Annotated in this window: 11 protein-coding genes; 5 read left to right on the top strand and 6 right to left on the bottom strand. The window is 64.8% G+C overall.

Annotation, left to right across the window (positions count from 1 at the left end; translation table 11 throughout):
• The first annotated feature begins 182 nt into the window (after window positions 1-182).
• Window positions 183-488 (top strand): SCO4225 family membrane protein, encoded by a 306-nt coding sequence (locus THIMADRAFT_RS08420; RefSeq protein ID WP_007192585.1) that lies wholly within the window; start codon window positions 183-185, stop codon window positions 486-488.
• Between the two features lie 647 nt (window positions 489-1,135).
• Window positions 1,136-1,795: an adenylyl-sulfate kinase gene (gene cysC / locus THIMADRAFT_RS08410; protein ID WP_007192583.1), complete on the top strand. Its 660-nt coding sequence runs from the start codon at window positions 1,136-1,138 to the stop codon at window positions 1,793-1,795.
• Between the two features lie 53 nt (window positions 1,796-1,848).
• Here the strand turns inward: cysC and THIMADRAFT_RS08405 are convergent, their stop codons facing one another.
• Together THIMADRAFT_RS08405 and THIMADRAFT_RS27405 are read right to left on the bottom strand one after the other, a co-directional pair.
• Window positions 1,849-2,901, bottom strand: coding sequence for a DUF2333 family protein (locus THIMADRAFT_RS08405; protein WP_007192582.1), 1,053 nt, complete (start codon window positions 2,899-2,901; stop codon window positions 1,849-1,851).
• 158 nt (window positions 2,902-3,059) lie between these two features.
• A complete protein-coding gene (locus THIMADRAFT_RS27405; protein WP_007192581.1) occupies window positions 3,060-4,562 on the bottom strand; it encodes a hypothetical protein in 1,503 nt (500 codons plus the stop codon).
• A gap of 385 nt (window positions 4,563-4,947) precedes the next feature.
• Here THIMADRAFT_RS27405 and cysZ point away from each other — a divergent pair, with 385 nt between their 5' ends.
• The 3 genes from cysZ to THIMADRAFT_RS08385 all read left to right on the top strand — a co-directional run bounded on the left by cysZ (window position 4,948) and on the right by THIMADRAFT_RS08385 (window position 10,466).
• Window positions 4,948-6,129 carry a sulfate transporter CysZ gene (cysZ, locus tag THIMADRAFT_RS08395; protein WP_040730436.1) on the top strand — a complete coding sequence of 394 codons (1,182 nt, stop codon included), beginning with the start codon at window positions 4,948-4,950 and terminating at the stop codon, window positions 6,127-6,129.
• A 99-nt stretch (window positions 6,130-6,228) separates the two neighbouring features.
• Window positions 6,229-7,395 carry an efflux RND transporter periplasmic adaptor subunit gene (locus tag THIMADRAFT_RS08390; protein ID WP_007192579.1) on the top strand — a complete coding sequence of 389 codons (1,167 nt, stop codon included), beginning with the start codon at window positions 6,229-6,231 and terminating at the stop codon, window positions 7,393-7,395.
• Complete coding sequence (locus THIMADRAFT_RS08385) at window positions 7,392-10,466, top strand: efflux RND transporter permease subunit (protein WP_007192578.1); 3,075 nt, start codon at window positions 7,392-7,394, stop codon at window positions 10,464-10,466. The genes THIMADRAFT_RS08390 and THIMADRAFT_RS08385 overlap by 4 nt, the downstream gene beginning before the upstream one ends.
• 253 nt (window positions 10,467-10,719) lie before the next feature.
• Here the strand turns inward: THIMADRAFT_RS08385 and THIMADRAFT_RS08380 are convergent, their stop codons facing one another.
• The 4 genes from THIMADRAFT_RS08380 to THIMADRAFT_RS24605 form a co-directional block, all read right to left on the bottom strand.
• Window positions 10,720-11,040: a transposase gene (locus tag THIMADRAFT_RS08380; protein ID WP_267878402.1), complete on the bottom strand. Its 321-nt coding sequence runs from the start codon at window positions 11,038-11,040 to the stop codon at window positions 10,720-10,722.
• 126 nt (window positions 11,041-11,166) lie between these two features.
• Window positions 11,167-13,536, bottom strand: coding sequence for a diguanylate cyclase (locus THIMADRAFT_RS08375; RefSeq protein ID WP_233490211.1), 2,370 nt, complete (start codon window positions 13,534-13,536; stop codon window positions 11,167-11,169).
• Between the two features lie 318 nt (window positions 13,537-13,854).
• Entirely contained in the window at window positions 13,855-17,721 is a 3,867-nt protein-coding gene (locus THIMADRAFT_RS24610) for a PAS domain-containing hybrid sensor histidine kinase/response regulator (RefSeq protein ID WP_007192575.1), read from the bottom strand.
• Window positions 17,714-22,639 (bottom strand): PAS domain S-box protein, encoded by a 4,926-nt coding sequence (locus tag THIMADRAFT_RS24605; RefSeq protein ID WP_007192574.1) that lies wholly within the window; start codon window positions 22,637-22,639, stop codon window positions 17,714-17,716. Before THIMADRAFT_RS24605 ends, THIMADRAFT_RS24610 begins: the two co-directional genes overlap by 8 nt.
• Window positions 22,640-22,665 lie beyond the last annotated feature (26 nt).

Here is a 22,665-nt window from a genome sequence, read left to right as displayed (position 1 = left end):
TGTTTCTTCGCTTCCTTCTTCTTGTCTTCGCCTTTGCTCATTTGCGTCTCTCCACGGCCCGTCGTCGGCAAACCGGGCGATCGCCCGGGTCGCTCGAATGGTTTGGTCTGATGGGCCCTCAACCGGCCCGACTCTGCCCGATCATCGTCTCTGTCCAATCCCCGAATCGGCAGGAGCTCATCATGCCACAAGCCCCCCGTAAGGCCAGCGCCGCGCAGAGCGAAATCCCGGCGGCGATGCGCAACCTCATTGCCCTTTATCTCGCCGTATCCGTCGGTGCCATCGCGCTCCTGCTGTTCGGCGGCGATCCATCGTCCGGGATCTTTCTCGTCCTCTTTGCGCTACCATGGAGCCTGCTCGTCAGTCAGGTCAACGGTCTACTCGGAATCGACTCGGCCGCACTCAACCTGGCCCTGCTTGCAATCGGCGTCGGCATCAACAGTGCCCTGCTTTATCTGCTCGGTCGCCGCCTGCGCAGACGACAATGACCTTACCGACCCACTCGAGATCATCAATGGCAAACTGGATCTTTTCAGTGCGCACAGCGCGCCTCGCGATCGGCGTCTTTGCGATACTTGCAGCCGCCGGATGCACAAATCACCTGCAGGAAAGAAGCTTGATTCCGCCCACGGACCCGCAAGCACAGGCTTGCGTCGCAAGTTGCGAACTGAGCCGGAGTCAGTGCGAGCAGCGACAACGGACGCGCGAGGACGAGTGTCGAGTTTTTTACGAGCGGCTCTCGGCGGAACACGATGCCTGTCTCGCCACGCCGGGCGCGCTCTGCATCAGGCCCGCACCATGCGAGGCTGCGGACATGACGATCTGCAGGATTCAGCATGAAGAGTGCATCGTCGGCTGCGGCGGCACGGTCGAGACCCAGTTCGCGCTCCCCCGCGCATCGGCGACCTGAACGCCGCCGCTCGGCGCCGCTTCATAACCGCAAACGCGGTGCTCCGGCTCGGGTTTTCTCGGGACGCGTCCGCTTTGGACGTGATGACGAGGTCGCTCGCTCAAAGCGCCGGAGACCGTTCCGCAGGGATCGGTGTCGATTGCGCCAAGGCCCAGGAATCGCGTACGCGGCACTATTATTGCTTGACTTGAGCGCCGACCCATTAAACAGCCTGGAGGATTGACCATGAACGACACCAATGTGACCTGGCACGAACATCAGGTCTCTCGCTTGGATCGCGAAGCGATGAAGGGCCACAAGGGCTGCGTGCTCTGGTTCACCGGACTCAGCGGCTCGGGAAAAAGCACGATCGCCAACACACTGGACCATCGGCTCCACCAGCAGGGCATCCACAGCGCAGTGCTGGACGGCGATAACGTCCGCCACGCCCTCAACGCCGGCCCCGGGATGCTCCGCGAGATCCACGGCGAGGAGTTCGCCCAGCGTTTCGGCCTTGGATTCTCCGCAATGGATCGTGAAGAAAACATTCGTCGCATTGGTGCAGTCGCTCACCTTTTTGCACAGGCCGGGATCATCGCCCTGACCGCATTCATCAGCCCCTACCGGGCGGACCGTGAACGGGTGCGACGCGCCATGCCGGAAGGCGATTTCATCGAGGTCTTCATCGATACCCCGATCGAGATCTGCGAAACCCGCGATCCCAAGGGGCTATATAAGAAGGCCCGCGCCGGCGAGATCAAGGGCTTCACGGGGATCGACGATCCGTACGAGGCCCCGACCGCACCGGAGCTCCAGCTCCATGCCGGCCGAAACCCGCCGGATGTCCTGGCCGACGAGGTGATCGCCTACCTACGCGAAAGCGGGATCATCCTGCCGAGGGCCTGAGATCCCGCGCCTGTCGGACGCCGCGTCTGCGCGCGGCGCTCAGACTCGCTCCCTCAGCCCCGCTCCAGGAGATTGCGGAGATCGATGATCGCCGCGTTCGCACGGGAGATATAGGACGCCATCACGAGCGAATGATTGCCCATCGGGCCGAATCCGGTACCGTTCAGGATCATGGGGCTCCAGATGGGATTCTGCGTATTTCCGAGCTCGCGGATGATCTCGTCGAGCGAACGCTGCGCGGTCTTGTCCTCGAGCACCGCCTCGAAATCGATCGACAGTGCCTGCAAGGTCTGCAACAGAGCCCAGGTGTAGCCGCGCGCCTCGAAAAAGACATCGTCGATGTCCATCCAGGGTGTCTTGTTCCGAATCACCTCGGGTGTCGGGCGGGCCTCCCGCGCACTCGGATCGCCGGCAAGCGAAAGATCCAGCTGGGCCTGCCCGACGGCGTAAGATAGGCGTTGCGCGAGGCTGCCTAAACGCTTCTCCACGACCGCGAGATAAGCGCTCAGATTGTCCGAACGCGCGAAAAACTGCCCGTCGCCTTTGTTGCCGTCGCTGAGTCGAGTGAAGTAGGAATACATTGCCTCGACCCCTTTGCGATACTCCGACTCGGTCGACGGCAGGATCCAAGACTCGGAGTCATAGCTGAACTGAGGCTCGGCCACCTGAAGATCCTTGTCTTCGACCGATTGCGACTGCGAGCGGGAGAAGTCGTTGCGCATCGAGCGGGCCAGATCGCGCAGCTCGGTCAAGGCTCCGAACTCCCAGTTCGGAATATTGTCCAGCAAGAGACCCGGCGGGGTCATGTCGTTGCTGAGATAGCCGCCCGGTTTCTCCAACAGGGTCTCGGCGATGCCGATGGCGACCGCCGTCGTATAGGTGCCTGTCACGAGGCTCGCGGTATCGCCGCCGGCCAAGCTCGCCGCCTTCTCGCGGACGTCGAAGGTCGACGGGGAGCGCGACCAGAAGATCCCGAGTACCGTGATCACGATCAGGTAGGTGACGACAAACAGTCCGGCAGTCCACCAGAGACCCTTTTCGCGCCAGGTCCTCGGATCGTAGAGTTTGACGACCTTGGTGACGGTCTTCGAGAGCGGCTTTTCCATTACATTCTCCATGTTTTCTGAGGCGTGTGCATTCGTGGGCCCGCGATGCCGCTCGGAGACCTCGAAGCGATGTCGAGCTCGCGGCTACGCCGTCGTCACGCACCCGGCGGGCAAGGCCCGCACCGGCCCATCGAGTGGGCCGATGCGGAAACCTCGGTTCAGCGCATGGGCCCGAAGTGATTCATCCAACGCGGCATCGGCTCGACAACGGGAGGAGTCGGAGTGACCTCCGTTGCCGGGACCGGCACCAACGGCGCAACAACAGCCGGCGCCGGGGTCGGGGCAGGCGCCTCGACCGGAGCAGGTGCTTCTGCCGGAGCAGACGCCGCAGCCGGAGCGGGTGTCTCGGCCGGAGCGGGTGCGACTGCCGGAGCAGGCGCCGCAGCCGAGGCGGGTGTCTCGGCCGGAGCGGGTGCGGCTGCCGGAGCAGGCGCCGCAGCCGGGGCGGGTGTCTCGGCCGGAGCGGGCACCGCTGCCGCCGGAGCAGGCACCTCGGCCGGAGCGGGTGCGGCCGCCGGAGCGGGCACCGCTGCCGGAGCAGGTACCTGCGCCGGAGCGGGTGCCGCCGCGACCGGCTGATCGTTCGTTGCCGCGGCCGACTCGGGGGATGCCGAGCCTGCGGCCGGCGGCGCCTCGACGACCTCCGCCTCGATCATATGCGCTTCAGCCGCTGCCGGCTCCGCCGCCGGAGGCTCGGAAACAGGCTCCGGGGTCATCGGCACGATGGCCACCGGCACCTCGATGAGGGCGTCCGGCGCCTCGGGGACACTCTTCGCGCCGACCGGCTCTTCGACGGGCGCGGCAGCCGGCGGGGCCGAGACGGTCGGGGCAGGCGCATCCTGAAGGACAGGACGGGTCGGGTGCGCAAGGGAGGGTGCCGCCGCAGGGCTCGGCGTAGCGGTCGTCGTCGCACCCCGCAGGGGCGCGAAATGCGGCATCCGATACTCTGTCGGCCGTCGGACCGCCGGAGACGCGGGCTTCACCGGAGCCGGCTCCGCGGTGACCTCTGCGGCCGGCTCGGCAACCGGGGCAGAGGCTTCGGCCTCGCTCGCCGGAGCGGTTGCGGGCTCGATCTCCGTGACCGTTGCGGTCTCGGATTCGCCCGCGACATCGGGGACAGCCTCGGACGCGGGCTCGACGGCAGCGGAATCCACCGTCGTTGCGGGTTCGGGCGCCGGCGCGGGGACTGCCGGCAGAGGCGCGAAGTGGCGGGCGCCGGCGACCTCGGAACGAACGGTCTCGGGCTTCGCGGCCGCCTCTTCAGCAGGGGGTTGAGCTGACGGCTCGGGCGCAAGTGCCTGCTGCGCCGGACTCTCTGCGGGCGCTGCCGGCAAAGGCGCGAAGTGAGGCGCGCCGGCGGCTTGCGAGGGAGCTGCCTCGGGCTCCGCGGGTGCCTGCTCGACAGGTGCTTGGGCCACCGGCGCGGGCGTGGGCTCGGCAGGCGCAGGCGGCTGCGTCACCGCCACGGTTCCGATCGGGGCGAGATTCGCCGCGACTTGAATCGGCGAGAGCGGCGCGGGTTCCTCGAAAGGGTCTGCAAGCGTGACGTACAGGGTTCCGACAACAGTCACGACGGCCACGGTCCAGACGGACGTCTTACCGATATCGATAGTCGCCAGTTTTGCCCGCGCTCGTGCGGGCGTGGCCACGACCTCTTTCATCAGGTTGATCCTCGTGTGGGACAGTTAAAAATGGATTTGGTCATAAAACCTGCTTAGGCTGCCTGAATAGGCGCGCGGGTTCAAGGGAGAACCACAATCGAGCTGCAATCGGGTGTGCGTCGAAGCCATCGCGCTCGGCCCAGGCCCCGCAGCACCGGAGGTCCGCCGGGGCGAGCGAGCGCTCGCCGACAGATGCCGCCGCCCTCTCGGCGGTCGGCCGTCACGCGGGATATGCCGACTGCCCCATGGCGGGCGCCCCGGCTATACTGCGGCGGACATCGCCGGCCGGGCAAGACGCGCACCGACGCCCGTGCCGACCTCTGGATCCGGGACCCGGTTCCGCACTCACCCGATTCGATAAAGGCTGCGGCCGCCCGTGATCGCTATGGCAACCAATCCTCTCTCAGGCGCCGGATACCTACTACAAGGTATGCGACTGATCACCCGACCCGGGTTGCGGCGATTCGTCGTGATCCCGCTCGCGGTCAATATTCTCATCTTCTCTGCCGCCATCGCCTTGGGCGTGCGTCTGTTCGGGAACCTCCTCGCGACCCTCGACGCGCGCCTTCCGAGCTGGCTCGGCTGGCTGGACTGGGTGCTTTGGCCTCTTTTCGTGCTGGTCCTGCTCGTCGTGGTCTTCAACCTCTTCGCGCTGGCGGCAAATCTGATCGCGTCGCCCTTCAACAGCCTCTTGGCCGAGAAGGTCGAGCGGATGCTGACCGGGCGACCGCTCGATGAGGGCAGCACCCTTGCCGGCGTCATGTCCGACATTGTGCCGACGCTCGTGGAAGAGATCCGAAAACTTCTTTACGCCGTTGTTCTAGCGATCCCTTTCCTGCTCTTGCTGTTTATACCGGTCATCGGACAAGTCCTCTGGTTTCTTTACATTGCCTGGGTATTGGCCGTTCAGTACTCGGATTATCCGATGGGAAACCACGGGATGAAGTTGCGCGAGATGCGCCGACGTCTCGGTCGGCAACGGGCAATGAGCCTTGGTTTCGGCGCATCGGCGGCCACACTGAGCATGATCCCGGTGGTTAATTTCATACTGATGCCGAGCGCCGTAGCGGGCGCCACCGCCATGTGGGTCCGCGAGCTCAAGGGCGCGACCCACTATCAGAGCTCGACCCGGTCGCGTGTCGCGACGCGCAGCGTTCTGCTCGAGATCGACCATCTTTCGGGGCGCATCGGCGGCGAGGTTCTGGTCGGACCACATGCCGGACGTTCGCTCGATCAGGTGCCGACCGAAGATCTCGTCGAGATGCTCGAGCACTGCTATGCCGGCGACCCCGAGTCGGCCGAGGCGCTCGAGGTCTATCTCGATCGCGAACGCGGCCGCAAGACTGCGGAGGCACCGCGCCGCCGACACGCCGAGACACCGCGCACACCGATCGAGCGCATGCAGCCGGACGAGGCCCGCGCCATCCTCGGTATCGGCCCCGACGCCGGTCCGCCGGAGGTTCGGGGCGCGCACCGGCGACTCATCCAGCGACTGCATCCGGACCGCGGCGGCTCGGACTATCTGGCCGCCAAGATCAACGAGGCGAAACAGGTCCTGTTGGACTAAACCGTGCAGGATCCAGCGGCCGTCAAGTCTGCCGGGGCCGATCCCATCCGATAAACATCGCATACCGCGCCGGGCGCGGTTTAGAGGCACAGCTCGCTCATGTTCGTCCGTATCCTGCTTGTCTTGATGGTGCTGGCCGCCGTGATCGGTGCCCTCGCCTACGTCAAATACACTCAGATTCAGTCCGAGATCGCCATGTTCTCGCAACCCATGCCGGCGCCGACGGTGACCGCCGTCGCGGTCGAGGCGACCGCCTGGGAGCCCGCACTGCAGGCGGTCGGTACCTTGCAGGCGATTCAGGGCGTCGAGGTCAACAACGAGGTCGCCGGACAGGTCACGGCGATCGAGTTCGAATCGGGCGCGATGGTCAAGAAAGGCGACATCCTGGTCAGGCTGGCCGACGAGGTCGACCGAGCCGACTTGGAGGGATTGCAGGCCGCGGAACGCCTCGCGAAGATCAAGGTCGATCGCAACCGCTCGCTGCTCAAGGAGCGTGCCGTCGCGCAAGGGGACTTCGACGAGATCAGCGCACAGCTCGACCAGGCCCGCGCGCAGGTCAAGGCCAAGCAGGCGACGATCGAGAAGAAGACCATCCGAGCTCCGTTCGACGGACAGCTCGGCATCCGTCGGATCGACCTCGGACAGTTCCTAGCAGAAGGATCGTCGATCGTTCCGCTTCAGACACTGGACCCGATTTATGTCGACTACGCTCTGCCCGAGCGCCACCTTGGACTCCTGAAGGTCGGGCAAGCGGTGCAGGTGCGCGTCTCCGCCCATCCGGACCGAACCTTCGACGGGGCGATTCAGGTCATCAGCCCGGGGATCGACCGGGGCACGCGCAATGTCCGTGTCCGTGCGGGCCTGAGCAATCCGGATCTGGCGCTTCGCCCCGGCATGTTTGCGCGGGTCGCGACCCTTTTGCCGCGCGAAGAGGCGGTACTGACCATTCCGCGTGAGGCCATCGCCTTCAACACCTACGGCGACTCGGTCTTCGTCATCCGCGAGGAGGACGGCAAAACGCGCGTCGAACGCACCCAGGTCCGCACCGGCGCGGTGCGCGGGGACGAGATCGCCGTTCTGGAAGGACTTGCCGAGGGCGACCGCGTCGTCTTGTCCGGGCAAGTGAAGCTCAGCAACGGCCAGGAGGTCCGCATCGTGGATGCGCAGGACGCGGCGGGCGCCTCCGATACATCCGAGCCCAAGTCTGCACCCGAATCCGAACCCGAGTCCGAGTCCGAACGGGAACCCGAGGATACGGCGACATGAAGTTCACCGACATCTTCGTCCACCGACCGGTCCTGGCCACCGTCGTCAGCCTGTTGATCTTCATCCTCGGCATCCGCGCCTTCGTCGACCTGGAGATCCGCCAATACCCGGCGACCCAAAATACCGTCGTCACCATCACGACAGCCTACCCCGGCGCCAGCAGCGACCTGGTCCAGGGCTTCATCACGACACCGCTGCAGCAGGCGATCGCCGAGGCCAACGGGATCGAGTATCTGGTCGGCACCAGCACGGCCGGGGTGTCGGTCATCGAGGCGAACATGCGTCTCAACTACGACCCCAACGCCGCCGTCGCCGAGATCCAGGCGAAGGTCGCCAGCCGTCTCAACGTGCTGCCCGAGGCGGCCCAGAATCCGGTCATCGACTCCACGACCGGAGACTCGACCGCCCTCATGTATCTCGCCTTCTACAGCGAGGAGATGACGCTTCCGCAGATCACGGACTACCTGATCCGCGTCGTCCAGCCCCAGCTCCAGGCGCTGGAAGGCATTGCCAAGGCCGAGATCTTCGGCGATCAAACCTTCGCGATGCGGATCTGGCTCGACCCCGCGCGCATGGCCTCGCTCGGCGTCAGCGGCGACGAGGTCGCCCGCGTGCTCGCCGAGAACAACTATCTCGCCGGTATCGGGCGGCTACGCGGCGATCAGGTCCAGATCGATCTGTCGGCGACCACGGACGTCAGTCGGGTCGAGGATTTCCAGCGCCTGGTGGTGCGCACCCAAGACGACACCTTGATTCGTCTCGACGACATCGCCGAGGTGGAGATGGGTGCCAAGACCTATGATTCCGCAACGCTCTACAAAGGCATCCCGGCCATCTTCATCGGCATCGAGCCCGCACCGGGCTCCAATCCGCTCGACGTCGCCGCACGCGTGCGCAACCTGATGCCCGAGCTCGAGACCCAGTTCCCGGAAGGGCTGAAGGCATTCGTGCCCTACGACGCCAGCGAGTTCATCGAGGAGTCCATTACGGAGGTCTTCAAGACACTTGCCGAAGCGGTGCTGATCGTACTGCTCGTCATCTTCCTGTCGCTCGGCTCGATCCGTGCCGCCCTGGTCCCATCCGTCGCCGTCCCGCTCTCGATCGTCGGCGCCGGCTTTATCATGTTGCTCCTAGGTTTCTCGATCAACCTTCTGACATTGCTGGCGATGGTCCTGGCCATTGGTCTTGTCGTCGACGACGCCATCATCGTGGTCGAGAACGTGCACCGACACATCGAGATGGGCAAGAGCGGGACGCAGGCCGCGATCGACGGCGCGCGCGAGCTGGCCATGCCGATCATCGCCATGACCACGACCTTGGTTGCCGTCTATGCCCCCATCGGTTTCATGGGCGGGCTAGTCGGATCACTCTTTACCGAGTTCGCCTTCACCCTCGCCGGGGCCGTGGTGGTTTCGGGTATCGTCGCCCTGACCCTCTCGCCGATGCTGGCAGGACACGTTCTCCGTGCCGGGAGCGAGCAAGGCCGTTTCGAGCGCGGCGTCGAGCACGCCTTCACCGGACTTGCCGAGGGCTATCGGCGCTTGCTGCATGGTTGGCTGAAGTATCCGGGCGTCACCCTCTTGGTCGCCGTCGTCATCCTCGGCGCCATCTACGGGATGTACTCGATGACGAAAAAGGAGCTCGCACCGACCGAGGATCAGAGCATCCTGTTCTTCATGGGCACCACGCCCCAGACCGCGACCGTCGATCTCAATCTTCGGTATATCGACGAGATGCTGCCGTTGTTCGAGTCCTTTCCCGAGTACAAGGAGAGCTTCATCATCGCGGGCATGGGCGGGGACCAAAGCATGACCTTCGGCGGCTTCAAGATGTCGCCGCCGTCGGAGCGCGAGCGCTCCCAGATGGAGATCCAGCCGCAGCTCCAGGGCATGCTCGGGGAGATCACCGGCATGCAGACCGTGGTCTTCCCCCGTCCGAGCCTGCCCACACCGGGCAACGGGATTCCGGTCGAGTTCGTCGTGCTGTCGGATCGCCCCTTCGCCGAGCTCGATGGACTCGCCGACCAGCTGCTCGGCAAGGCCATGGCCAGCGGAAACTTCATGTTCCTGAGCAAGGACATCAAGTACGAGCGGCCGCGCACCGTCCTGGAGGTCGATCGCGATCTCGCCGGCGATCTCGGGATCAGCATGGCCGATCTCGGACGCAGTCTCTCGGCCATGCTCAACGAAGACTACGTCAACTGGTTCAGCCTCGAAGGCCGCAGCTATCAGGTCATCCCTCAGGTCGCACAGCAATTCCGCAACGATATCGGAACGTTACGGGATTTCTATGTCCGCAACGCTGCGGGCGATCTGATCCCGTTGTCGGCCCTGATCGAGGTCCGCGACGAGGTCGAGCCTTCCAAGCGGGTTCAGTTCCAGCAGCTCAACGCCATCACCCTCTCCGGCGTCATGACGCCCGGCGTGCCCTTGGGTGCCGCCCTCGCCTATCTCGAGCAAGAGGCCTCCGCACTCTTCCCGCGCGGCGTACGCTGGGACTACAAGGGCGAGTCGCGTCAGTTCAAGACCGAAGGCGCCGCACTCGAGGTGACCTTCTTCCTCTCGCTCCTGATCATCTATCTGGTGCTGGCCGCCCAGTTCGAGAGCTGGCGGGACCCCTTCGTCGTCCTCATGTCCGTCCCGCTCACCATCGCCGGAGCCCTCGCCTTCCTCTTTCTCGGGTTCGCCAGCGTCAACATCTATACCCAGGTCGGGCTCATCACACTCATCGGTCTGATCGCCAAGAACGGGATCCTGATCGTGGAGTTCGCCAACCAGCTTCGCGAGCGCGAGGGTCTATCCAAACGCGACGCGGTCGAGCAGGCGTCTTCGATCCGGCTGCGCCCCATCCTGATGACGACAGTTTCGATGTTGGTCGCCATGATCCCGCTTCTCACCGCCAGCGGTCCGGGCGCCGTCAGCCGCTTCGACATCGGGTTGGTGATCGTCACCGGGCTGGGTATCGGCACGCTCTTCACGCTCTTCGTGGTGCCCGCGTTCTACATGCTCCTCTCGCCGGAGCGGCACCGCACCATCGGTGTCCAGACCTCCGAACCGGCGCGACAGTCCTGACCGTCGGCTCAACGGGCTCGGCCCGAGGACGTGGCTGATGTCTCTCGACGCGGCCACTACCGAACGCGCGCATCGCGCTGAAGCCGGTGTGCCCGTAGGTCCGGCCGAACCGACCCTTTAAACTAGCCCATCTTTAACACGGGCGGGGCCGATTTCAGGCCCGCGGTCCATCCATACCATTGATTCATATGCATACTCAGCGAATGCGAAATTTTCGACGCTTTTACTCGCCGACAACCGCGACGTTTTCGGTCTACAACGAGCGCATCTGATCACGATAGAGATGCGAGTTGTCGAAGAACCCTTCGCAAGCGTTCCGAAAATCGCCGAACGATTCATAATAACGATTATAGAGCGTCGTTTTCTTGAAGAGCTTCCATAGTCTCTCGATCCGATTGAGATTCGGAGCATACGGAGGAAGAAAAACCAGCTTGATGCGCGAATCCTCGAGGTACGCCTGGACGGCTTTCGATCGGTAATAGCGCGCGTTGTCGCAGATCACATCAATGCACGCGGCGTAGGCATAGGCCAACAGCAGCTGATCGAACAGCGCAATGGTCGAGTCGGCGTTGATGGTGTCGTCCTAGCGCACCACCGGCTCCATCCGCTCCAAGTCGATGGCGCCGTTGATGTTGTGACTTAGCTCGTCAGGCGGCCGGTATCGAGCGGGTAGATTAGGCGCGTCGACCAGGCGGATGGCCTATCCCTTGGTGCTCGCTCCGGATGCGGCGGCTGATGCGATCTCGGTTCGGTTGCGTCCCGATCGCTTCGCGCGATACAGGGCCGTGTCGGCCTGCGCGATGAGTGCGTTCGGGGTTCGGGCATGGTCGGGAAAACTCGCGAGCCCGATCGATAGCGTTGCCTGGATCCGGGCCTCGCCCCACTCCAGCGCGCTGTCGGCGAAATCTCGGCGCAAGCGCTCTGCGCGCTGGAATGCGATCTCCAGGGCGATACGCGGCAGCAACAGCAGGAATTCCTCGCCGCCATAGCGACAGACGATATCGCCCTCGCGGACCCCCACCCGCAGGCACTGGGCCAGCACCTTGAGGATCTCATCGCCGGCCGGGTGTCCCCAGGTGTCGTTGATACGCTTGAAGAAGTCGACGTCGATCATGGCGACGGCCAAGGGATATCCCTCGCGCTCGGCGCGGGCGAATTCGCGTGGGAGGGTCTCGTCGAGATAACGCCGGTTATAGAGGCCGGTCATCGGATCCCGGACCGCCTGTTCGGCGAGGATGTCCTGCAGGCGACCAATCTTGTTCAGGTTCTGTTGAAGCTCCCGGTTCGCGGCCTGCAGGGCGCGTTCCATGGCGCGCTGCCCGCTGATATCGCGCTTGACGGCGACGAAATACTCGATCTTGCCTTGATCGTTCGTGACGGGGGAGATGGTCATTTCCTCCTCGTAAAGCTCACCGTTCTTGCGACGATTGATCAATTCGCCCCGCCAGATCCGGCCGGCCAGTACGGTCTGCCAGAGCTGCGCATAAAACTCCCTGGACTGTTTGCCGCTGTTGAGGATCCGGGTGAAACGACCTTTGACCGATTTCGGATCGTAGCCGGTTTGCCGAGTGAAGGCAGGATTGACATACAGCAGGTGGCCCTGGGTGTCGGTGATGACGATCGCGTCGGCCGCAGCCTCGATGGCGGCGAGGCGGGTACGCAGTTCAGACTCCAGCGCCTTGCGTCGGGAGATGTCGCGCGTGATGCCGAGGAGCTTGACGGGGTGACCGGCCTCGTCCATCAGATAGGTTGTGACGACTTCCGTCGGCACGATGCTGCCGTCGCGGTGTGGTTGGTCGACCTCGGTGGTGACGTAGACCGCCTCGGTATCGCCCGCCAAGAGGCGCTCGATCGTCTCGCGCATGAGGGCCTCGACCTTCTCCGCCGATTCCGGAGTGAGGGCGTCCTCCATGGGTTGCGCGATCACTTCCTCCGGCGTGAAGCCGCGCAGGCGTTCCACCGAGGGACTGACATAATCGAACCGCTGACTGGCCAGGTCGAGCATCCAGATGACATCGCCGCTGTTCTCCGTGAGCAGGCGGTGCAGTGCCTCGCTCTCGGCGAGCTCTTGGTTCAACCTCGCGCGCCGTGCGATCTCCCCGCGCAGACGCAGGTTCAGGCCATACACGCGCCAGGTCAGCAAGGCCAGTGTCAGCGCCGTCGCCAAGGCAAAGGTCAGCGCGGCGACCAAGCCCGGATCGAGTCGGGGCGTCTTGACCTCATAGAGAAACCCATCCAGCGGGAACTGCTCGGGCAGCATGCCCAACGCGGCATAGGTATCGGCGATATGACGCCAGCGGCCGGGGTTGACATGCCCGATCGCGACCAGGTCCGGCTGCATCAGACGCCGACTCTCCTCGGCCTCGAAGCGATAGTGCGCGCGGGTGCGGTCTTGGCTGTTGTATTTCGCCATGATGAGCTCGATGCTTTCATCGATGTGCGCCATGGCGTCATGCCAGCCTTTCAGGCTGGCGGCGAGAAAGGCCCGTGTTCGCTCGGGGTTGGATTTCAGTTCGGACTCGCTGGTAAAGAGGATGTCGCCGTAGAAATCGATACCGCCCGCGCGGGCCGAGAATTCGTTGTAGACAAGACCGGCCTGGCGCAGAAGATAAGGTTCCGTGGTGGAATAGGCCGACATCGCAGCCACCTCGTTATGCAGAAGCGCATCGACCCCCAGACTGTGGGGAGAGATCGTCAGTGCGTCGGGCTCGACACCTTCCTTCAGGAACAGGGCCAGGATCTCGGCCGAGCCGGCCTCCAGCATGATGGGCTGTCCGACCAATTCATGGAGATTGCTCGCGCGATCGGCGCGGACCAGGAGCTCGAACGGCGAGTGCTGGTAGATCGGGGCCAATGCGACGACGGGATGGATCTGTCGCGACAGCAGAAGCTCGCTGCTGCCGATCCCGAACTGCGCAGCGCCCGAAATCACCTCGGCGACGGGATCGGTCTGCGGCTCGGCCTCGAGGATGCGGACATCCAACCCCGCGTCACGGTAATAGCCCTTTTCCAGCGCCGTGTAGTAGCCGGCGAACTGAAACTGATGGCGCCATTTCAGTTGCAGGGTCACGCTGTCCAGGGCAAGGGCCGGGAGTGCGGCACAGATGGCGACGCAAAACAGTGCCAGGCGCGCAGGGGAACCGCTGCGCGTTCTACAGGGCTCGCTATCGGGTCGATCCCTGGCTGCACAGACAACCCTGTTCCTCATGAGGCTCCATTGGCTGCGTCGAAAAAGCGATGATAGCCTCTCATCAGTCGTACGCCGGGTCTCTTGTACGCTGCCGAGGCGAAGGCTGCGGGCGCTTGGACGGATAGGTCGTCTGGCTCAAACGCGTGCTGCTGCCGGCGCAAGTGCCGGCGCCGAGTGAACGAACGCCAACAATCCGACTCACTCCCGACGGGCACGACGCAGGGTCTCGAGCGCCCGGCCATACGATCCACGCTCGATATCGTCCCGGATCTCCTCAAAATCCTCCGCGAGGACAGGAGCATCCAAGCTCGCGAGATCGGCCCAAACCTGGAGAGCTCGAGGGTCACCTTCTGAGAGCAAGAACTCCAACTGGGCCAAGAGGACCTGCGCGATGGCCGGATCCGCGTTCGAGGTCGCGCCATCGACCTGCGTCGGCTCGGCCGTCGCGTCACCGTTCGCACTCGAGGGCTCCGGGGGCACGGCAGGCAACCAGCGCAGCAGGGCGGCGTACAATCGCGCCGGCTCGACGGGTTTGCCGATGAAGTCGTTCATCCCGGCATCCAGGCAACGTGCGCGATCCTCCTCGAAGGTCCCCGCCGTCATCGCCAGGATGGGCAGATCCGTCCGACCCAGGAGCGCGCGTATGGCGCGGGTGGCGGCCAATCCGTCCATCCGCGGCATCTGCACATCCATGACGACCAAGGCATAGTCGCGCTCGCGCACCCGTTCGACGGCGGCTGAACCGTCGTCGGCCAGATCCACGAGGAGTCCCGTCTCTTCCAGCAAATCGAGGGCGACGTCCCGATTGATCGGATCATCCTCGACCAAGAGGATCGGCGTGCCGGAATAACGCCGAGCGATGAGCTGTTCCGGCGCCGTTGTCGACATCGCAGCAGAGGCGGGCGTCGGCTGTGCCGGCCGATCGTCCCGGCGCAAACGCGCGGTCATCCAAAAGAGACTGCCTTGCCCCGGGGTACTGGTCACGCCGACCGCGCCCCCCATGAGGGTGGCCAATCGCTTGACGATCGCGAGACCGAGTCCGGTGCCGCCATGGCGACGCGTGGTCGAGTCGTCGGCTTGGATGAAGGGTTGGAACAGGCGCCCCTGTTGGTCCGGGGTCAATCCAATCCCTTGGTCCTCCACCTCCAGACGCACGAGAACGCTGTCCTCGGTCTCCTCGGCCAGAATCCCGCGCACCTGGATCTCGCCCTGCTCGGAGAACTTGACGGCGTTACCGAGGAAGTTGACCAAGACCTGCTCCAGACGCAGCGGATCCCCGATCACCCGAGCGGGCAGGCACGGATCGATTGTCGCGCGAAGCCGCAGACCCTTCTCGGCTGCACGATCGCCGAGCAGACCGATAACCCGCTCGATCGCCGTCGCCGGCGAGAACCGCGCCTCCTCCAAGACAAGTCGATCGGACTCGATCTTCGACAGGTCGAGGATATCGTCGATGATCAGCAGCAGATGAGACGCGGCCTCGCCGAGCTTGCGCAGCCTGGATCGAGCCTCGGGCGCGGTCACCTCCTTCAGAAGGAGATGATTGAGCCCGAGAATGGCGTTCATCGGGGTGCGAATCTCGTGGGTCATGTTGGCCAGGAACCGCGTCTTGGCCCGGTTTGCGGCCTCCGCGGCCTCCCGGGCCTCCGCAAGCTGCGAGGTCCGCTCCGCAACCAGATCCTCGAGATGATGGCGATACTGATCGAGCTCGGTCTCGGCCGCCTTGCGGAGTGAGATATCGAAGAAGGTGACAATGATTTTCTGCATCCGGCCCTGCTCGTCGTGCAACGGATGCGCCTCGCACTGCACCCACACGGGCGCCGTGCGATCGGGTCTGACGATACCCAGGTTGAGGCTCTGGAAGACCTGTCCGGTCTCGGCGACACGCGTGACCGGATACTCGTCCACCGGCATCGGTGTCCCGTTCTCCCGAATGAAATGCCACCTCGGATCAACGGCTGCAAGGCCCAGCATCTGATCGGTCGTCAGCCCCAAGAGATGGTTCGCCATCGGATTGGCGTAAAGAATCCGGGTGTCGGGGGCATGGGTGACCAAACCGGCGCAGAGATTGTCGACCAAAACTCGATAGTTGCGTTCGCTCTCGCGCAAAGCCGCCTGGGCGGCCAGGCGCACCATGGAATCGGCGGCGGTATCTGCGATGGTCTGCAACATGCCCACCCATTCGGGTGCCTCCGGGCGTCGCCGCATGTCGCCGAGCGAGAGGGTTCCCAGCACCCGCTCCCCGATCTTGAGCGGGATGCAGACGAAGCTGACGACGTCGAGTGCACGCAACGCCGGCAGGGCGTACTCGGGTCGCCGATCGGCATGGAGCTCCACCAATGACTCGCCGCGCGTCGCGACCCATCCGGATAGAGTCTGATCGACCGGAACCCGCAAGGGTCCGTCCAGCGGCCCCGGAATCCCGACGGCACCGACGAAGACCATCTCCTCGGACGCGCGGTCGTAGGTCTCGATCGCGACGATGGGCCAGGCAAGGCGCGTGGACAGCAGCTGTGCGAGTGCTTGGCAAAACTCCGCCGCGTCCTCCGAACAGACCGCCAAGCGTGCCGCGACGCCGAGCGTCTCGCGTGCCTGCTGCTCCCGGAACCGCTCGGTGATGTCTGCGTAGGTGACGACCACGCCATACCCTGCCAATGGCAGACCTGTTGCGACCACGCCGAGCCAGGTCACCCGACCATCCGGCTTGCGGATCCCCATCTCCGCGCAATTCAATCCCGATCGGGCCTGCAAAGCCAGAATGGCGGGATATTCGGATGACGGCATCGGTGTCCCGTCCGGACGGATCAGATCCCACTCGGCACCGCCGAGCGTGCGGCGCAGCTGCTCTTCGCGCGAGATCCCGAGCAGCCTCTCGGCGATGGGATTGGCCTCGACGATGGCGCCGTCCGCGTCGGCGACCGTGATGCCGAGCGGAAAGCTGTCGAACAGGGTTCGGTACTTGGTCAAAGCAACATCGAGCGAGCGCTCCGTGCGTCTGTGTGCATCGAGCTCCACGGTCAAACGCGCGGCCTGCGCGCGCGACCTGGCGACTGCATGAACGAGGCCCGCGAGGAGAAGGCTGAACAGTATTCCGATCGCAGCCGTCGACCAGATCTTTGCGCCCCCGCCTGAAAGCCACCCGGTCGCCTGGCTCGAAAACACCAGGGTCCAACGATGGCCGTTGAACTCGAGCGGAATCGTGGCGACGCCTGTCCCACCCGTCGACGCGACAATCGGTGCGGCGGGCTGAGTGTCGTAGAGCAAGGTTTCGGGCGAAACGGTGTCCCCGTCGTAGACGGCGAGACGGATCCGCGTGCCGTCCCTCTGCTCCCAGCCGCCCAGAATGCCGCGCATCAGGTCGCTCATGCGGTAAGGGCTGTAAACCCATCCCGCCAGCGCATCGCGACGCTCCTCGAGGGTCTCCACCGGCATCCCGTCGCGATAGACAGGTACATACATCAGCGCGCCGGCCTGGACGTCCTCGTCGGTCTCTTGGACGAGACGGACCCGTCCCGAGAGCGCCGCGATGTCCCGATCGCGGGCGTCTTTCATCGCGGCCCGTCGCACCGGCTCGGAGAACATGTCGTACCCGAACGCGCGCAGATTGCGGCTGCTGAAAGGCTCCAGATAGACGATCGAGGAGTAGAGGGAGCGCTCGCCCTCGGGCCAGACACGGTAGTCGGGAAACCCCTCTCGACGCACAGCGTCGACATGCGCCTGCAACTGCTCGGGCGCGATCAGCCGGGCGAAACCGACGCCCTGTACGCCGGGTAGCTGGTCGTCGAGCCGCAGACCGGCGACAAAGGTCCGCCATTCTTCGCGTGCGACATCCTCGGATGCATTGAACAGGGCCGCACCGCTGCGCAGGATCTGCGCATGCGCGGCGAGTCGGGTCTGAATCCGCTCGGCGATCTCCCCCGCCACGAAGGACAGCTCGTACCTGGCGAGCGTCTCCACCTCGCCTCGGACCACGAGGGTCAGCAGCGCAGTACAGAGCAGCCCCGCGACCAGTGTCGCCCACACCGGCCAGGTCGAGCGGCGCGGAATCTGTTTCGGATCATCCATCGCGCGTGTCGAGGACCAGACGCAGCGTCTTCAGCGCCTGCTCGAAGTCGAAATGCTCGACCTGGCTCCGAAATCGCGTGGCATGTGTCCCCAAAACCGCCTCGATCAGCGGCGCGGACTCGAGCAAGAGGTCTTTGGCACGCGTGTTGTCCTCGGCCAAGAGCGTCTCGAGACGGGCAAGGACGAGCGGTGCCTGTGACCAATCCAGATCGGAGGGCGCACTCGGTCGCGGGCTCGACACCGAGCGGATGCCCTCGAGAAGAGGAATCAGGACAGATTCCAAGTCGGCAATGTCGGCCTCCAGGTCCGACGACGACGCACCGGTCTGGACACGCTCCGCCAGCGCGCCCGCGCGAGTACCCAAGGCTGTCGCGCCCAGCGTCCCCGAGAGTCGCCTCAGCGTGCATGCCAGCCGCTCCACCTCGGCAAGCTCGCCCGCCTCCAAGCGTCGGCGCAGCACCGCCGCGACGTCGCCGTGCGCCCGGGCAAACAGGTCGAGCACCCGCCGATAACCGGCGTCGTCGGAGCCGACGGCACGCAGACCGGCAGCGACGTCGAGACCGGGAATCCTCGCCAATGCGCCGGTCAATGCGACGTCTTCGACGCGGCTCGCGGTGGAGTGCTCGCCTGCCCCGGGCTCTCCCGGCATCGGAGGAAGCCAGCGCAGAAGCGCGCTGTAGAGACGTTCCGGCTGCACCGGTTTACCGATGTGGTCGTTCATCCCGGCGTCCAGGCACGCCTGACGATCCTCCTCGAAGGCGTTGGCGGTCATCGCCAGGATCGGCAGGGTCTCGCGGCCGGGCAGGCGACGAATCGTCTTGGTTGCGAGCAGCCCGTCCATGACCGGCATCTGCACATCCATCAGAACCAGTGCGTAGTCGCGCTCGCGGACCATGTCCACCGCCTCCTGTCCGTTCACGGCAACCTCCATGACCAGCCCGAGCCTGCGCAAGAGCTCGCAGGCGACCTCGGCGTTGAGCGGATCATCCTCGACCACGAGCAGCCGAGCCCCGCGGAAGCGGCGCGCCAGACGTCTCTCCAAGTCGCCGGACGGAGTCGGGGGTAAAGGATCCACGTCCCCATGGATCGCGCCCTTGTCGAAGGGCAGAGGCACCTCGACCCGAAATCGGCTGCCCTGCCCCGGCGTGCTCTCGACGCCGACCTCGCCGCCCATGAGCTCGGCCAACCGTTTACAGATAACCAGACCGAGACCCGTGCCGCCGTAACGACGCGTCGTGGAATCGTCGCCTTGCGTGAATGGCTTGAAGAGTCGCTCGCACTGACTCGGGGTCAGACCGATACCCTCGTCGGCAACCTCGAGGCAGAGCAGGAGCCGACGCCCGTCCACTTCGCGCGCTTGGGCGCTGACCCGGATCGTCCCCCGCTCGGAAAACTTGATCGCATTGCCGAGATAGTTCAGCAGGATCTGCCCGAGCCGATGGGCATCGCCGTAGAGCATGGCCGGGATGCGCGGATCGATCGACTGCTCGAGGGTCAGTCCCTTCGCCGTCGCACGCTCGCCGAGGATGCTGAACGCGTGTTGAATCAGCCCAGCGGGCGAAAAGTTGGTCTCCTCGAGCGTGAGCTGACCGGCCTCGATCTTGGAAAGATCGAGGATGTCGTTGATGATCGACAGGAGATGCCGGGCTGCATCCATCATCTTCCCGACCTGTGCGCGCGGCTTGGGGTCGGTCACCTCGCGCTCGAGCAGGTGGCCGAGACCGATGATGGCGTTCATCGGGGTGCGAATCTCGTGACTCATGTTGGCCAGGAAGGCGCTCTTGGAACGGTTGGCCGATTCGGCGCTCTCCTTGGCCTCGGCCAGCGCAAGTTCGGTGCGCCGGCGCATGACGATCCGCCACAGATCGTCCCCGACCAGCTGAAGCTGCAGGCGGTCCGATTCGTCGTAGTCGATCGGCTTGTTGCCCACGCCGATGAGCATCCGCACGCGGTCGCCCTCCTTGACGGGCACGCCGAGATGACGCGCGAGCGGGGGATGCCCTTCCGGGTAGCCACGGCGTCCGGGCGCGACCTGAAAATCGTTGTGGATGACGGCTTGCCCGGTGCGCAGAGCGTCCGCCCAGACCCCGGCCTTGGAGATCGCATAGTGCGTCTCATGCTCCGCCGTGCAGTAGGCAAACGTCCCGCGGGACCAGGTGCAGAGTTGGATCGCCTCCTGGTCGTCGTCGACGAAATGCAGGTAGCCGATAAGGCTGTCGGTCAGGGTGACCGCGGTATCGATGCCCGCCTGCAGAAGCTCGGGCTCGCTCAAGGTCGGTGCAGCCTGACTCAAGTCGAACAGCGTCTTCAGACGCCGGTCGCTGCGCACGAGATCGCGATTGGCGGCATCCAGCTCGGCGGTCCTGGCATCGACGAGCGCACGCAGGTGATTCCGGTGCAGATCCAGCTCCGCTTTGGCGAGTGTCCGCTCGGTCATATCCGTCACGATCGCGACAACATAGGGATGTCCCTTGATCTCGATCGCGCGATTGCCCACTCGGACATGCCGGATGCTGCCGTCTTTGTGACGATGCAGCGTGTCGAAATCACCCCGGCCTTCTCTGACGATCATGCGCAGGCCATCCCTCACGCCGGCTCGATCACGCTCGGCCTCGATATCCGCGATCCCGAGCCGGGCGAACTCCTCGCGGCTGTAGCCGAGCGCCTCGCAGGCGGCATCGTTGAACTCGACGAAACGGGCTGTCTCGGCACCGACGAGAATGATGCCGTCGCTCGCCTGAGCGAAGATGGCGCGATAGACCTCCTCGCGCTCGCGCAATGCATCTTGGGCCTCGCGCAGCTTGGTGATGTCACGTGCGACCCCGAGGACGCCGATCGAGCTACCCGTCGCATCGCGCACCGGCGTCTTGATGGTCTCGAAGAGTCCGTGATAGCCGTCGGACGCGAAGGTCAGCCATTCCTCGTTGAAACTCGGACCTCCGGATTCCAAGGCGTGGATGTCGTTTGCGCGGAAGGCTTCCGCGAGGGCCGGGTCAACGAAATCAGCGTCCAGCTGTCCGGCGATCGCGTGCCGGGATGCGCCGAAGAACCGCTCGAATGCCGGATTGCAGGTCAGATAACGCCCGTCCATATCCTTGAGCCAGAGGAGATCCGGAATGGCGTCCATGATGGTCTGCAGTCGCTCCGTCGCCGCGAGCGTCTCAGCGGATTGTCGCCTGTGCTCGGCCTCGAGTGCCGCGTGGTCGAGGGCGTGCGAGATGTCCGCGGCCATCGCCTCGAGGAGGTGACGAACGTCCTCGTCGAAGAACCCGGGCACTTGCGCGGCAACGCAGAGGACGCCGACGACGCCACCGTCCCGACGCAGAGGCAGTGCCGCCGTGCAGCCCCATCCGAACAGGGCACCGAGGTGATGCCAAGGTGCGGCGTCCGGATCCTCGGCCAGGTCCTGCGACCAAAAGGGGGCTTCGGCGCGGATCGCAAGGCCGACCGGGTTTCGCCCGAGCGGCGCATCGGCATCGATCTCGATCGGGATATCGCCCGGACCCTCGGCCCCGCGGCCCTTGCCGGCGACCCAGCGCAACTGACTGCTCGCCGGGTCGATGAGTCCGATCCAGGCGACTGCCAGGCCACCGAGCTCGACGATCGCGCTGCAGATCTCACCCAACAGGTCGGCCTCCAGGCCGCTACGCATGATCGCCTGGCTACAATGAGCAAGGGCCGCGTGGAGCTGGCTCAGGCGTTGGACGCGTTGCTCGGATTGTCGGCGCCCGGTGATGTCCATTGCGGTTCCGACCGCGAGAACGGCGCGTCCGGCGGTATCCCGGCGGACAACACGCCCGCGGGTCTGGAGCCACACCCAACCGCCCTCCCGGCGGCGGCTCCGGTACTCGCATTCGATCGGTGGATCGCCGGGTGCCAAGGCCGCACGGAAGGCATCAAGCGCGGTGTCCCGGTCGTCCGGATGCACGGACTCCAGCCAAGCCGCCCGATCGAGCGGGATCTCGGACTCCCGGAAGCCGAGCAGATTCAGCAGCGTCTCGTCGCGATAGAGCCGATCCGCTGCCAGATCGAATTCCCAGAAACCGATACCGGACGCTTCAACGGCCATCCGCAGCCGCTGCTCGGCGTGGGCTTGCGCCCCCAACAATCGCTCGGTTCGCCGCTTGGTGTCGTCTTGCAGGAGGTTGAACCCGATTCGCTCCATCAGGTTATGGAGCGTCAACATCCCCGTCACCAGTCCGTCGGCATCGACAACCGCGAGATGCCGCAGACCCTCGTCCTGCATCAGACAAGCGGCATCCGACACGGGGCTGTCGTCGCGGATCACCCGCACGGGGGATCGCATCACATCGCGCACGATCAAGCCCCGCGCCTGTTTGCCCTGCCCCAAAAGAAGGGGAATGTCGCGCTCGGTGAGGATGCCCAGCGGGCGACGTCCCTCCGCGATGAGCACGTAAGAGGCGCGGTACCGCAGCATAAGCCGGCGCGCCTGGGCGACGGACCCATCGGGCGGCAGGAGCGGCAGGTCGCGATCCATCACGGCGGTCAGGTCGTCGAGCTGGCTAAGTAGACGCAGGGTCAAATAACGGCGGAAGTCGGTCTCGCTCGCGACCCCGATCGCCTTGCCGCTCGCGTCGACCGCCACCAAGTGGCGAACACGGTGATCGAGGGCCGTGAGGTAGGCGGAGGAGAACTCGGTCTCCCCCGGGATGGCGAGCACCGGGGTACTCATTACCTCGGCAACAGGACGGTCGAGATCGACCTCCTCGTCAAGCAGTCGCAGGAGGTCACGCTCGGTCAAGATGCCCAGGGGCCGACCATCCTCGAGCACGAGAATGCACGAGAGTCGTTCCCGGGCCATGGTCCGAACGGCATCCCCGAGCGCACTGTACGGCGCAACACACCGCAGCGCCCGTGACATGATATCCGCGAGGGTCAACTCGATGGCATCCGACATCGAAGGACTCCTTGAACGATGCGTGT

The organism is Thiocapsa marina 5811 (genome assembly GCF_000223985.1).
Lineage (GTDB): Bacteria > Pseudomonadota > Gammaproteobacteria > Chromatiales > Chromatiaceae > Thiocapsa > Thiocapsa marina.
Note: the sequence above shows the minus strand (reverse complement) of the source record. Positions and strands in the feature narration are given on the sequence as shown.